Origin of the sequence: Amycolatopsis sp. TNS106 (genome assembly GCF_019330265.1) — a bacterium.
GTDB classification, from domain to species: domain Bacteria; phylum Actinomycetota; class Actinomycetes; order Mycobacteriales; family Pseudonocardiaceae; genus Amycolatopsis; species Amycolatopsis lurida.
Window position 1 is genome coordinate 7,919,087 of the sequence record NZ_CP024972.1, and the last position, 12,662, is coordinate 7,931,748.

At 69.2% G+C, this 12,662-nt stretch carries 13 protein-coding genes; 9 read left to right on the forward strand and 4 right to left on the reverse strand.

Annotated elements, in window-relative coordinates; translation table 11 throughout:
• Positions 1–3 precede the first annotated feature (3 nt).
• The 5 genes from CVV72_RS36630 (at position 4) to CVV72_RS36650 (ending at position 6,262) form a co-directional block, all read left to right on the forward strand.
• On the forward strand, positions 4–1,314 hold the full coding sequence (locus CVV72_RS36630; protein WP_219148818.1) for a homoserine dehydrogenase: 1,311 nt from the start codon (positions 4–6) through the stop codon (positions 1,312–1,314).
• Positions 1,311–2,372: a threonine synthase gene (gene thrC / locus CVV72_RS36635; protein ID WP_219148820.1), complete on the forward strand. Its 1,062-nt coding sequence runs from the start codon at positions 1,311–1,313 to the stop codon at positions 2,370–2,372. Before CVV72_RS36630 ends, thrC begins: the two co-directional genes overlap by 4 nt.
• Positions 2,369–3,250 (forward strand): homoserine kinase, encoded by an 882-nt coding sequence (gene thrB, locus CVV72_RS36640; RefSeq protein ID WP_219148822.1) that lies wholly within the window; start codon positions 2,369–2,371, stop codon positions 3,248–3,250. The genes thrC and thrB overlap by 4 nt, the downstream gene beginning before the upstream one ends.
• Positions 3,251–3,669: 419 nt before the next feature.
• The gene (gene rho, locus CVV72_RS36645; protein WP_219148824.1) at positions 3,670–5,640 is read left to right on the forward strand and encodes a transcription termination factor Rho; all 1,971 of its coding nucleotides are present in this window, start codon (positions 3,670–3,672) and stop codon (positions 5,638–5,640) included.
• 88 nt (positions 5,641–5,728) lie between these two features.
• Entirely contained in the window at positions 5,729–6,262 is a 534-nt protein-coding gene (locus tag CVV72_RS36650) for an AAA family ATPase (protein WP_219148826.1), read from the forward strand.
• Between the two features lie 63 nt (positions 6,263–6,325).
• Here the strand turns inward: CVV72_RS36650 and CVV72_RS36655 are convergent, their stop codons facing one another.
• The gene (locus tag CVV72_RS36655; RefSeq protein WP_219148828.1) at positions 6,326–6,871 is read right to left on the reverse strand and encodes a CHAP domain-containing protein; all 546 of its coding nucleotides are present in this window, start codon (positions 6,869–6,871) and stop codon (positions 6,326–6,328) included.
• 222 nt (positions 6,872–7,093) lie between these two features.
• Here CVV72_RS36655 and rpmE point away from each other — a divergent pair, with 222 nt between their 5' ends.
• Both rpmE and prfA read left to right on the forward strand, forming a co-directional pair.
• On the forward strand, positions 7,094–7,321 hold the full coding sequence (rpmE, locus tag CVV72_RS36660; protein WP_007028345.1) for a 50S ribosomal protein L31: 228 nt from the start codon (positions 7,094–7,096) through the stop codon (positions 7,319–7,321).
• Positions 7,322–7,403: 82 nt separating this feature from the next.
• A complete protein-coding gene (prfA, locus tag CVV72_RS36665; RefSeq protein WP_219148830.1) occupies positions 7,404–8,474 on the forward strand; it encodes a peptide chain release factor 1 in 1,071 nt (356 codons plus the stop codon).
• A gap of 6 nt (positions 8,475–8,480) precedes the next feature.
• Here the strand turns inward: prfA and CVV72_RS36670 are convergent, their stop codons facing one another.
• The 3 genes from CVV72_RS36670 to CVV72_RS36680 all read right to left on the reverse strand — a co-directional run bounded on the left by CVV72_RS36670 (position 8,481) and on the right by CVV72_RS36680 (position 11,656).
• The gene (locus tag CVV72_RS36670) at positions 8,481–9,218 is read right to left on the reverse strand and encodes a hypothetical protein (protein ID WP_219148832.1); all 738 of its coding nucleotides are present in this window, start codon (positions 9,216–9,218) and stop codon (positions 8,481–8,483) included.
• Between the two features lie 156 nt (positions 9,219–9,374).
• Positions 9,375–10,808: a hypothetical protein gene (locus tag CVV72_RS36675; RefSeq protein ID WP_219148834.1), complete on the reverse strand. Its 1,434-nt coding sequence runs from the start codon at positions 10,806–10,808 to the stop codon at positions 9,375–9,377.
• A 59-nt stretch (positions 10,809–10,867) separates the two neighbouring features.
• Positions 10,868–11,656, reverse strand: coding sequence for an alpha/beta fold hydrolase (locus CVV72_RS36680; RefSeq protein ID WP_219148836.1), 789 nt, complete (start codon positions 11,654–11,656; stop codon positions 10,868–10,870).
• A gap of 59 nt (positions 11,657–11,715) precedes the next feature.
• On the opposite strand from CVV72_RS36680, the gene CVV72_RS36685 reads away from it, so the two are divergent.
• On the forward strand, positions 11,716–12,063 hold the full coding sequence (locus tag CVV72_RS36685; RefSeq protein ID WP_219148838.1) for a MerR family transcriptional regulator: 348 nt from the start codon (positions 11,716–11,718) through the stop codon (positions 12,061–12,063).
• 7 nt (positions 12,064–12,070) lie between these two features.
• On the forward strand, positions 12,071–12,619 hold the full coding sequence (locus tag CVV72_RS36690; RefSeq protein ID WP_125673809.1) for an HD family hydrolase: 549 nt from the start codon (positions 12,071–12,073) through the stop codon (positions 12,617–12,619).
• Positions 12,620–12,662 lie beyond the last annotated feature (43 nt).

The window sequence follows — 12,662 nt, forward strand, 5'->3', positions numbered from 1 at the left end:
CAAGTGTCTACTGTGGACGAACGCGTGATCAGGGTCGCCCTGCTGGGCTGCGGGACGGTCGGCGGCGAGGTCGTCCGGCTGCTCACCGAGCAGGCCGGGGAACTCGCGGCCAGGGCGGGCGCCAGGGTGGAGCTCGCGGGCATCGCGGTGCGGCGCCCCGACAAGCACCCCGAGCTGCCACCGGAACTGGTGACCTCCGACGTGACGAAGCTCGTGACCTCCCCGGACGTCGACGTCGTCGTCGAGCTGGTCGGGGGCATCGAGCCGGTGCGGCAGTGGCTGCTCGACGCGCTCAAAGCCGGGAAATCCGTTGTCACGGCGAACAAAGCACTGCTGGCCGAGCATTCCGCGGAGCTGTTCGAGGCCGCCGACGCGGCGGGCGTGGACCTGTACTTCGAGGCGGCCGTGGCCGGGGCGATCCCGTTGCTGCGCCCGCTGCGCGAATCGCTGGCCGGTGACCGCATCACCCGCGTGATGGGGATCGTCAACGGCACCACCAACTACATCCTGTCCGCGATGGACTCCACCGGCGCCGGTTACGCGGAAACGCTGGAAGAGGCCAGCAGGCTCGGTTACGCGGAGGCCGACCCGACGGCCGACGTCGACGGTTACGACGCGGCGTCCAAGGCCGCGATCCTCGCCTCGCTCGCGTTCCACACCCGGGTGACCGCGTCCGACGTGCACCGCGAGGGCATCGCCGACGTCACCGCGTCGGACCTCGCCGCGGCGAACGTCCTCGGCCGCACGGTGAAACTGCTCGCCATCTGCGAACGCGTCACCGCCGACGACGGCACCGAATCCGTTTCGGCGCGCGTGCATCCGGTGATGATCCCGCGCAACCACCAGCTCGCCGGGGTCGGCGGCGCGTACAACGCCGTCTACGTCGAGGCCGACGCCGCCGGTGAGCTCATGTTCTACGGTCAGGGCGCCGGTGGCGCGCCGACCGCGAGTGCCGTGCTCGGCGACCTCGTCGCGGTGGCTCGAAACCGGGTCGTCGGCGGCCGTGGCCCGCGCGAATCCGCGCACGCCGCGCTCCCGGTCAGGCCGATGGGCCAGACGCCGACGCGGTACCACGTCAGTCTCGACGTGGCCGATCGAGCGGGCGTCCTCGCCCAGGTGGCCCAGGCGTTCGCCGGGCACGGTGTCAGCATCGCCGCCGTGCGGCAGCGCGACGCGAACGACACGGCCAGCCTGGTCGTGGTCACCCACCTGGCGCCGGACGCGGCATTGCGGTCCACTGTGGACGACATTGCCCAGCTCGATGTGGTGAACCAGGTCGTCAGTGTGATGCGTGTGGAAGGCGAAGACCAGTGATTCCCCAACCGTGGCCCGGGATCATCCAGGCTTATCCCGACCGGATCCCGGTCCCGTCCGGCGCGAAGGTGATCACCCTCGGCGAGGGCAACACCCCGCTGCTGCCCGCCCCGCACCTCTCGGAACTGACCGGCTGCGAGGTCCACCTCAAGGTCGAAGGCGTGAACCCGACCGGGTCGTTCAAGGACCGCGGGATGACCGTGGCCATCACGCACGCGCTCGCCAGCGGGCTCAAGGCGGTCATCTGCGCGTCCACCGGCAACACGTCGGCGTCGGCCGCCGCCTACGCGGCCCGTGCCGGGCTCACCTGCGCGGTGCTGGTGCCCCAGGGCAAGATCGCGATGGGCAAACTCGCCCAGGCGGTGCAGCACGGCGCGCGCATCCTCCAGGTGGACGGCAACTTCGACGATTGCCTCGAACTCGCGCAGAAGACCGCGATCGACTACCCGGTGACCTTGGTCAACTCGGTCAACCCGGTGCGCATCGCCGGCCAGAAGTCGGCCGCGTTCGAGATCTGCGACGTCCTCGGCCAAGCGCCGGACATCCACTGCCTGCCGGTCGGCAACGCGGGCAACATCACCGCCTACTGGGCCGGGTATTCCGAGTACGCGGGCGACGGTGTGGTGAAGAACACCCCGCGGATGTTCGGCTTCCAGGCGGCAGGCGCCGCGCCTCTCGTGCACGGCGAGCCGGTGGCCGATCCCGACACCATCGCGACCGCGATCCGCATCGGCAGCCCCGCGTCCTGGGACGGCGCGATGAAGGCCAAGAACGCGTCCGCGGGGCTGTTCGAAGCGATCACCGACGAGAAGATCCTCGAGGCGTACCGGCTGCTCGCCCGCAAGGAAGGTGTGTTCGTCGAGCCCGCTTCGGCGACCAGCGTCGCGGGCCTGCTCACCACGGCCGCCGACGGGCGCCTGCCGAAGGGCTCGACCGTCGTGTGCACCGTCACCGGACACGGGCTGAAGGACCCGGCCACGGCGCTGGAGGGCAACGTCGAGGTCGAGCCGCTCGCCGTCGACCCGACCGCCGTCGCCGCCGCGCTGGACCTGCGATGACGCTGATCGAGGTCAAGGTCCCGGCGTCGTCGGCGAACCTCGGCCCGGGATTCGACACCCTCGGCCTCGCGCTGGCGTTGTACGACCGGGTCGAGCTCCGGATCACCGACGCCGGCCTCGAGATCGAGGTGATCGACGTCGGCGCGGGCGGGGTGGAGGACGTCCCGACCGACGAGTCGCACCTGGTCGTCCGCGCTTTCCGGCGTGGTTGCGAACACCTCGGCCTCCGCCCGCCGGGCCTGCACCTGCGCTGCTTCAACGCCATCCCGCACGCCCGCGGCCTCGGCTCGTCCGCGGCCGCGGTCGTGACCGGGGTGGCGGCGGCGTACGCGCTGACTGAGAAGGCCCTGGACGACGACGCGCTGCAGCTGGCCGCCGGGTTCGAGGGACACGCCGACAACGCCGCGGCGAGCCTGCTGGGCGGCTTCGTGGTGGCCTGGACCGAGGGCGAGCGGTTCCGCGCCGAACGGCTCCAGCCCCACCACGACATCCGGCCCGTGGTCGCCGTCCCGGCGCTGCGGTCCTCGACCGACGCCACACGCGGACTGCTCCCCGCCCAGGTCCCGCACGCCGACGCGGCCTTCACGGCCGGCCGCGCGGCGCTCGCGGTCCACGCGCTCACCTCGCGCCCGGACCTGTTGCTCTCCGCGACCGAAGATCGGCTCCATCAGCACTACCGGGCGCCCGCGTACCCGGCGAGCAGCGAGCTGGTGCGCGCGCTGAGGGCCGAAGGGGTGGCCGCGGCCATCTCCGGAGCCGGTCCGACCGTGCTCGCGCTGACCACCGGGGGAATACTCCCGGCGGGCGTCGACGTTACGTCTTTCGACGTCACCGAGCTGCCGATCGATCCGGGCGGCGTTCAGGTTGCGGCTCAGTAAAGCCTCGGTCACATGCCGGAGCCCCATCCCGCCACGCGGGGGGTGGTTGTTGCACCGGGCCGTGGCGCGGTCTACCCTCGGGGGCGTTCGATCACCGTGCGTTTCCGCACCCGGTGCCGGTCCAGGTGACCAGTGTCATCCTTGGCCCGCATCCTTCGTTGATCCGCCAGTTCCGCAGACCGCCTGGCAAGCGGGGAGTAGCGGATGGACGCAGGCGGGTTCCCGGTTCCGGCGGTGCCGAATTCCGCTTCCTCCGTTTGGAGGACGCAAATCCCTGTGCTGGAGGCCTTCTAGCTGTGTTCAACACGGCCGAGGAGCTGATCGCCCGTATCGGGGGCCAATTACGCCGTTTCGCAATCGGACGCGAGCGGCGGTCCGCTGATCCACCTGGAGGCGTGGATCGGTCAGGAAGGACATTTGTGAGCAACACCGATCTTTTGAGCGACGTCGAAGGTGGCGCCGCCGAGTCGAACGGCGCCGTCGCTCCCAAGCGCACGGTCGGCGGATTGACCGGCAAGACCGTCGCCGAACTGCGCTCGATCGCTGGGGACCTTGGCATCGGCGAGACCACGGGTATGCGCAAGGGCGATCTGATCGCGGCCATCCGCGAGCGCCAGGGCAAGACCAAGCGCAAGACCCCCGCCGCGGCGAGCGAAACGCTTCCGCTCGAGGGGATCGATGCACCGCGCAAGGCCCCCAAGGCCGAAGCGCCCAAGACGGAGGCCCCGAAGCAGGAAGCCCCGAAGGCCGAAGCCGCTCCGGCCGAGGCTCCTCGCGCCGAGAAGGCCGAGAAGACCGAAAAGGTCTCGGAGAACGGCTCCGCGCCCGCCGCCGAGCGGCCCGCGCAGCAGGAGAACACCCAGCAGGACGGCCAGCCGCAGCAGGAAGAGGGCGGCCGCAACCGTCGTCGCCGCGGCTCCAACCGTGCCGCGGGTTCGCCCGAGCAGGGCGGCCAGCAGCGTGAGCGTGGCGAGCGCGGTGACCGGGGTGACCGCAACGAGCGCGGCGACCGCGGTGAGCAGGGCGGCAACCGTCAGGGCAACCGCGACGGCCGTGGCCAGGACAACCGCCAGCGCAACCAGCAGGGTGGTGGCCAGGACAACAGCCAGCGCCAGGGCCAGGGCCCGCAGGGCGACGACGACGAGGAAGGCGGCCGTCGCGGCCGTCGCTTCCGCGACCGTCGCCGCCGCGGTTCCGGCGGTGGCCGCGAACAGGGCGGTTCGCCCGACACCGAGATCCGCGAGGACGACGTCCTGCTGCCCGTCGCGGGCATCCTGGACGTGCTCGACAACTACGCGTTCGTGCGTACCTCGGGCTACCTCGCCGGGCCGAACGACGTGTACGTCTCGCTTTCGCTGGTCCGCAAGTACGGCCTGCGCCGCGGTGACGCCATCACCGGTGTCGTGCGCCAGCCGCGTGACGGCGAGCAGCAGCGGCAGAAGTTCAACCCGCTGGTGCGCGTCGACTCGATCAACGGCCTGGAGCCGGACGAGTCCAAGCGTCGTCCCGAGTTCACCAAGCTGACTCCGCTGTACCCGAACGAGCGCCTGCGCCTCGAAACCGAGCCGCACAAGCTCACCACCCGCGTCATCGACCTGGTGATGCCGGTCGGCAAGGGGCAGCGTGCCCTGATCGTGTCGCCGCCGAAGGCGGGCAAGACGACGATCATGCAGGACATCGCGAACGCGATCTCGACGAACAACCCCGAGTGCCACCTGATGGTCGTGCTCGTGGACGAGCGTCCGGAAGAGGTCACCGACATGCAGCGGTCGGTGAAGGGTGAGGTCATCGCCTCGACCTTCGACCGCCCGCCGTCCGACCACACCTCGGTCGCGGAGCTGGCCATCGAGCGGGCGAAGCGCCTGGTCGAGATGGGCCACGACGTCGTCGTCCTGCTCGACTCGATCACCCGTCTGGGCCGTGCCTACAACCTGGCGGCCCCGGCGTCCGGCCGGATCCTCTCCGGTGGTGTCGACTCGACGGCGCTGTTCCCGCCGAAGCGGTTCCTCGGCGCGGCGCGCAACATCGAGAACGGCGGTTCGCTGACGATCTTCGCCACCACGATGGTCGAAACCGGGTCCACCGGTGACACGGTCATCTTCGAAGAGTTCAAGGGCACCGCGAACGCGGACCTCAAGCTCGACCGGAAGATCGCCGAGCGGCGTGTGTTCCCCGCGGTGGACATCAACCCGTCTGGTACCCGCAAGGAAGACCTGCTGCTTTCGCCGGACGAGCTCGCGGTCACCCACAAGCTGCACCGGGTGCTGCACGCGCTGGACTCGCAGCAGGCCATCGACCTGCTGATCTCGCGACTGCGCAAGACGAAGACCAACATCGAGTTCCTCATGCAGGTCTCGAAGACGGCCCTCGGCTCGAACGACGACGACTGATCCTTATCGGTCGGTAAGTACGTGAAGGCCCCCTTCATTGCGCTAGGCGCAGTGAAGGGGGCCTTCACGTACTGCGGGGGAGGAAGTCGTGGGTTCGGTGCCTGGGCGCATTGTCGTGTACGGGGTCACCGGTTCGGGTAAGTCGACGCTGGCGCGAAAGCTCGCCGAGCGGACTGGGCTGCCGTGCCATTCGGTCGACGACGATCTCGCCTGGCAGCCGGGTTGGGTGCCGGTTCCCGACGACGAACAGCGACGCCGGATCAGCGCGCTGGTCGCGGGGGAGTACTGGATCATCGACGGGATGTTCGCCAAATGGCGAGACATCGCGTTGCCTCGCGCCGAACTGATCGTCGCGCTGGACTATCCACGCTGGGTTTCACTGAGCCGTTTGGTGCGCCGGACCGTGGTGCGCTGCGTCACCCGTCGCCGGATCTGCAACGGCAACGTCGAGACGCTGCGGGGCATGCTCTCCGGCGACTCGATCATCGTGTGGCACTTCCGCTCGTTCGCGCGCAAACGGCGAACGATCCGCGGCTGGGTCGCGGATCCCGCGGTGCCGGTGGTGCGGCTGACCTCGCCGCGCGCGACGAAGCGCTGGCTTGCGTCGATCGAAGGTCCGTGAAGGCCTCCTTGAGGGACCCAGAGTCCCTCAAGGAGGCCTTCACGGACCACCTGACCCGGGGGCTCAGCGGTGCGGAACCGCCGCAGGAGTCCAGCCGCGGTAGTTGTTGAAGTAGTGCACGCTCGACGCGTGGCCGATCTTGCCGCCGATGCTGGAGGCGTAGATCCCGCCGGAGCCGTCGGCGATGCCGACGTGGCCCCACTGGCTGATGTTCCAGTACACGAAGGAGCCCTTCGGCGGCGTCCCGGTCGTGTGCTTCGGGCTCGCGCCGTTCCAGTGCGCGTTGGCCGAGGCCCAGACGCCGGTGGTCCCGTAGGCGTTCTCGACGGCCTTCTCGCAGAGGCCCTGGTACGCGGTGGAGCCCAGGCGGTTCTTGAACCACTGGACGGCGCCGGCGGGCGTGCCGTCGCCGGCGCCCTGGATGGCCAGGTCGCCGTCGGGCAGGGTGGTGAACGTCCCCGCGGCCGGGTTGATGTCGGCGGCGGTGATGGTGGCGGCCGGTCCGAGGGCGGCCGGAGCGGCTCCCGCGACCGGAGCCACGGCGAGGGCCGCGATGGTCAGCGCGGCGACGGAGGCCGGCTTCGCCACCTTGGCGAGGATGGTGCGCATGATCAGTACCTCCTGTTGAGGAATCACCAACAACAAGACGTTCCCGTGATCAAGTACAAATTTCGTACAACCGGGCGTCGATGGTCGATGACTCACCGTGGTGGAATACGCCGGGGGTGGGGTGCGTTGACGCCACTGCCAGCACATCTGGCAAAATCATCCGCTGAAGTCCGGCACCGGTTCACCCCGCACGGGGACCCGGGGCCAACGAGAGAGGACACCATGAAAAGCGGTATTCACCCCGAGTACGTCGTCACGCACGTGAACTGTGACTGTGGCAACGAATTCACCACGCGCAGCACCAAGACCTCCGGCAACCTCCACGTCGAGATCTGCTCGAACTGCCACCCGTTCTACACCGGCAAGCAGAAGCTCATGGACACCGGCGGCCGCGTCGCGCGCTTCGAGGCTCGCTACGGCAAGCGCAAGAAGGCCGAAGACGCCAAGTAGCTTGAACGACGGCGCCTACCCGCATGTCCGGGTAGGCGCCGTTTTTCATGGTTTTTTGTCCGGGTCGTTGAGAGGTGGAGTGGTGGATTCGAGTTCGCTGAAGGGTCTGCTCGAAGAGCACGCCCAGCTGGAACAGCAGCTGGCCGACCCGTCCGTGCACGCCGACCAGGCGCGCGCCCGCAAGCTCGGCCGCCGATACGCGGAGCTGAGCCCCGTCGTCAAGACGGTCCGCGAGCTCGACACCGCCCGTGAAGACCTCGAGACGGCGAAGGAATTGGTGGCGGAAGACTCGGCCTTCGCGGCCGAGGCCGAGGAGATCTCCGCCAAGATCCCCGTGCTCGAGGCCAAGCTCACCGAACTGCTCCTGCCGCGCGACCCGTACGACGGCTCCGACGTGGTCATGGAGATCAAATCGGGTGAAGGCGGGGAGGAATCGGCGCTGTTCGCCGGCGACCTCCTGCGCATGTACCTGCGCTACGCCGAGCGCCACGGCTGGAAGGCCGAGGTGCTCGACTCGGTCGACTCGGACCTCGGTGGCTTCAAGGACGTCACCGTGTCCATCAAGAGCCGTTCCGCCGACGCCGACGGCGTCTGGGCCCGGCTGAAGTTCGAGGGCGGGGTGCACCGCGTGCAGCGCGTGCCCGCCACCGAATCGCAGGGCCGCATCCACACCTCCGCGTCCGGCGTGCTCATCTACCCCGAACCCGAGGACGTCGAGGTCGAGATCGACCCGAACGACCTGCGGATCGACGTCTACCGCTCGTCCGGCCCCGGCGGCCAGAGCGTGAACACGACCGACTCGGCGGTGCGGATCACCCACCTCCCGACCGGCGTGGTCGTCTCGTGCCAGAACGAGAAGTCGCAGATCCAGAACCGTGCCCGCGCCCTGCAGGTGCTGCAGGCCCGCCTCCAGGCGATCGCCGAGGAGGAGGCCGCCGCGAAGGCGTCGGACGCCCGCCGCTCGCAGGTCCGCACCGTCGACCGCTCCGAGCGGGTCCGCACCTACAACTTCGCCGAGAACCGCATCGCCGACCACCGGGTGAACTACAAGGCGTACAACCTGGACCAGGTCCTCGACGGCGACCTCGACGGCGTGCTGGACGCGCTCATCACCGCGGACCGCGAAGAGCGGCTGGCCGCCCACGCGGGCTGAGACGAACTAGCCGGGTTCGGTGTAGAACGGGTCGTCCTCCAGTGCGGTATGGACCGCCCGGACGGACATGTTCACCCGCGAGAGCCTGTCGGTCACCTCGGTCTTGACCCGGTGGAGCGCCTCGTCGCCGCTTTCCCCTGTCAGAGCGGGAAACGCCGACAGCAGCACGGCTTCGCAAGGGCCCGCGTCCGTGCTGATCCGGATCAGTGACGCCGAAAGGTCGGTCGCGGGACGGCCGCAGAGGTCCACGGCCATGCGCAGGTCGCCGGTGGGGACATAGAGATGCACCCGTGAAATGACATCGGTTTCCGCGCGCGGGGTGAAATCGTGCCTGGTGACATACGCCGGCTCACGGGGATCGGTGCCGCCGACGGACGCCATCAAGGAATAGAGCGTGTATCCGTCGGCTTGGATGTCGTAGGCGTCGTAGCTTCCGTATTGGCCGGTCTCCGGCGTGCCGTGGATTTCGAAGAATTCCGCATTCAGGCCGAAGTGGAAAAGCGCGGGTACCGCGGCTCGATGCAGGGTTTCATCGGGCTCTTCGCTGTCGGCCGGTGGTGTGCGATAGCCGACTGAGACCAGGTACCCCGTCCAGCCGCCTTCGGGATCCGCCCGGCAGATCTCCAGCTCGGTGGCGTCGAACTCGCCGATGAGACGGTCGCCCAATGCGGCGGCCGCGGCGAAGTCCTCGGTCTCGATATTCGCGGATATCCGCGTGACGACGGTCGTTTCCCGGAGATCCATGACCAGCGCGTGAGCCCTTCGGCGAGTTCTGCGTTCGCACAGCCTACGCGGGTCGAACGCCGAGCGCGTCCACCGCTTCCATTTCGGCCTTGCCGATAAGCGCGTCGGCCCCGTTCTTGTGCCGGCGCCGCTTCTGCCCGGAAAGGCAAGGGAGCGTCAGCCGGAGACGGTCGTCGCGACGGGCTCCCGTTTCCCGGCTGTCGGTGGCTCGTCAAGGCGCCGCGGAAGAAACGAGAGCGCGGCCAAGGCGGCGGCGAGCAAGGTCGGGAAGAGCGTCAGCTGCTGGTGTTTGACATTCTCGATGCCTTCCGCGAGACCCGAGGCCAGGAACTGTCCCATCGCGAACAGCAGGAACATGAGCACCACGAGGCCCACGTCGCGACGGCCGGTGCGGTTACGGAAGGCACGGAGCCCCGCCCAGCCGATGAGCAGCCAGAGTGGCAGCAGGGCGAACAGTCCCAGTGGCGCGATCCCGCCGGTGATCCCGGACAGGACGGGGACCCGGTACTCCTTGGCGAGCGGCGGCTGTCCGGCGTGCTCGCCGAAGCTTCCGAGGTTCGGCACCCGCGCGGTCAGCGTCTCCTGAGCGGATCGGTGCAGGATCTCGGCCACACGCCCGGGGTGTTCGAGGTAGTACTGGGCGACGTTGCGGCGGCTGATCTTGTCGCGGTACCGGGGATAGGCCGGGTCGCGCCAGGCCGCGTTGTCGCTCCACCAATCCGTGCCGACGTACTTCGCGAACTCCGGCGGGAGACCCAGCGCGGCGAGGTCGCCGGTGGTGTCGTGTTTCCCGTCCACGATCCCGTTGAACACGACGTGGTACATGTTGGCCTCGCGGTACTCCGCGTTCGCCGAGTCACCCGCCTCCTGTACCAGTGCGGTGCCCGTGCCGACGACGGCGAGCACGGCCAGCGGCAGGGCCCAACCGGCCAGGCCGCGGCTGCCCGGCGGCCGGACGAACAGCAGCGCGAGCGCGAACACCGGGATCAGCAGCAGCGTCTGCGATTTCGCGTTGATCCCGATCATCGCGCCGAGGACGGTGACCGCGGCGCCGGCGTAGCGCCACGGCCCGGTGCGGTGCATGAGCAGGAGCCCGCCGGCGAGCAGGATCATCCCGGCGAAGGCGGCACTCTCGCTCAGCACCGAGGCGAAGTAACCGAAGAAGGCCGAGTCCGCTACGACCAGGAGCAGCGCGATCGTGGCGATGACGCTGTTCCGGACCGAAAGGCGCAGGCTCGTCACGATCGCGGCGATCCCGCCCGCGACCAGCAGACAGCCCAGTACGCCCAGCACCACCAGGTTCAGGATCGCCGACGAACCGAGGGACTGCCCGATCTCGCCGGCGATCCTGTCGATCCAGCTCTGGCTGGAGATGTACTCGCTCTCGCAGGCCGGGGCGGGGCCGTAGGAGAAGCGGACGAAGTTCTCCGTCGGCCGGTCGAGCTCGCGGGCGCCGAGCCGGCACAGGATGCGCCAGCCGTCGCCGTTGTCCGCCATGCCGATCGGGCGCGGAACAAGGAAACGGGCGAGCAGCACGCCCAGCGCGGCGGAAAACACGCCGAAAGGCAGCCTGATGTCCCGATACCTCATCCAGGCCACCATAGAATATCCGTCACGGTGAGCGACTCGGCACCCTTCGTGCGCGAGGACTATGCCTGGTGGAGCCCATGCCGGCTCCCGGTGAGGAACTTCTGGATCACGTCGAGCCATTCGTCGCGGGCTTCGGTGCCGATGCCGTGCCCGGCCTCGATCTCGACCAGTTCGGCGCCGGGGATCCCGGCCGCGAGTGCGCGGGAGTGGGCGGGCGGAACGAGGCCGTCGAGTGTCGTGGCGATGACGAGGGTGGGGACCGAGATCCCGGCCAGTTCGGCGCGGGTGTCGACGTTCGCGACGAGGCCGACGTGTTCGGGGCTGCCCTCCGGGATGAATTCGGCGAGGCCTTCGATGGCGGCTTCGAGTTCCGAAGGCGACAGCGCGTTCAGGTGCTTTTCGCCGGTGGCGGCGAAGGTGAGGAACTTCGCCAGCAGCTTCCGGTCGCCGCCCAGCAGTTCGCGCCAGATGTCGACGGCCAGCAGGAGCCGGTTGCCCGGTTTCGCGAACCCGGAGGTCAGGATGAGCCCGGTGATCCGATCGGGGTGGCGGGTCGCGGCGCGGACGGCGACCGCGGTGCCGAGCGAGTAGCCGAGGATCGCGAACCGTTCGAGGCCGGCGTCGACGGCGATGGAGACCAGTTCGTCCGCGACGGCGTCGAGGTCCAGCGGCTCGGTGCTGCGCGGCGTGGCCCCGGAGCCGGGGTAGTCGGGGCCGACGACGGTGTGGGTGCGGGCGAGGTCGTCGAGGATGCTCCCGAAGTTGCCCTCGACGCTGCCGCCACCTCCGTGGGCGAGCAGCAGGCCGGGACCGGCACCGCGGACGACGTGCGCGAAATGATTCGTCATGCCGGCGACGTTAGGTACTGACATCGATGTGAAGGTCAAACTCGGATGACGGGGGTCACATGCTGATCGGCGAGCTGTCCCGGCGGACCGGCGTGAGCCAGCGGCTGCTGCGCTACTACGAGCAGCAGGGGTTGCTGGTCTCTCGGCGCGACTCCAATTGCTACCGCAGCTTCGACGAAGACGCGGTCACCACCGTGCGGCAGATCCGCGCGCTCCTCGCGGCCGGGCTGAGCACGCAGGTCATCGCGAAGGTGCTGCCGTGCGCGAACGGCGAACTGCCGGAACTCGACCTGTGTCCCACGGTCGTCGGGGAGATCCGGCGCGAACTGGCCGAAATGGACGACCGCATCGACACCCTCCGGCGGCGGCGCGGGACACTGGCCGGATATCTCACCGTCGACGCGTAGGAGAACTGTGGAAGCCTTGGCCAGATTCGGGTTCGAACTGGGTGTGCTCAAGCGGATCCGGCGGGCCGGGTGGTGGCAGGCGGGCGTCCGCGATCCCGAATCGGTCGCCGAGCACACCGTCAGGGTCGCGCAGCTGGCCGGTCTGCTCGCGGCCGAGGGCGGTGCCGACCCGGCGAAGGCGGCGTACCTCGCGCTCTGGCACGACACGCAGGAGACGCGGACCGGCGACCTTCCGCACACGATCAAAGGTTTCGTCGAGAAGCCGGATCCGCGGGCGATCACCGCGGCGCAGACGTCGTCGCTTCCCGGTGCGGCGCGTGACTCGGTGCGCGACGCCGTCGACGAGTACGAGTCCGCCGAGAGCCCGGAGGCGCTCTACGCGCGCGACGCGGACAAGCTGGAGATGTTGCTTCAGGCCGTCGAATACCGCGATGTCGGTGTACGGAACGTGGACGAGTGGATCGCTTCGGCGACGAAGAGCCTTCAGACCGACCTGGCGCGGCGTGTGGCCGAAGCCGCACTGACGTTGTCGTCGCTCTCGTGGCGGGTGAGGTGAAAGGAATCGATACCCTGGGCCCGCGTGTATCGACCCCGGCACG

Coding starts and splice junctions, on each gene's coding strand:
- thrB (WP_219148822.1), top strand. CDS start 2,369: ATGACGCTGATCGAGGTCAAGGTCCCGGCGTCGTCGGCGAACCTCGGC.
- CVV72_RS36655 (WP_219148828.1), bottom strand. CDS start 6,871: ATGCGCACCATCCTCGCCAAGGTGGCGAAGCCGGCCTCCGTCGCCGCG.
- rpmE (WP_007028345.1), top strand. CDS start 7,094: ATGAAAAGCGGTATTCACCCCGAGTACGTCGTCACGCACGTGAACTGT.
- CVV72_RS36670 (WP_219148832.1), bottom strand. CDS start 9,218: ATGGATCTCCGGGAAACGACCGTCGTCACGCGGATATCCGCGAATATC.
- CVV72_RS36675 (WP_219148834.1), bottom strand. CDS start 10,808: ATGAGGTATCGGGACATCAGGCTGCCTTTCGGCGTGTTTTCCGCCGCG.
- CVV72_RS36680 (WP_219148836.1), bottom strand. CDS start 11,656: ATGACGAATCATTTCGCGCACGTCGTCCGCGGTGCCGGTCCCGGCCTG.
- CVV72_RS36685 (WP_219148838.1), top strand. CDS start 11,716: ATGCTGATCGGCGAGCTGTCCCGGCGGACCGGCGTGAGCCAGCGGCTG.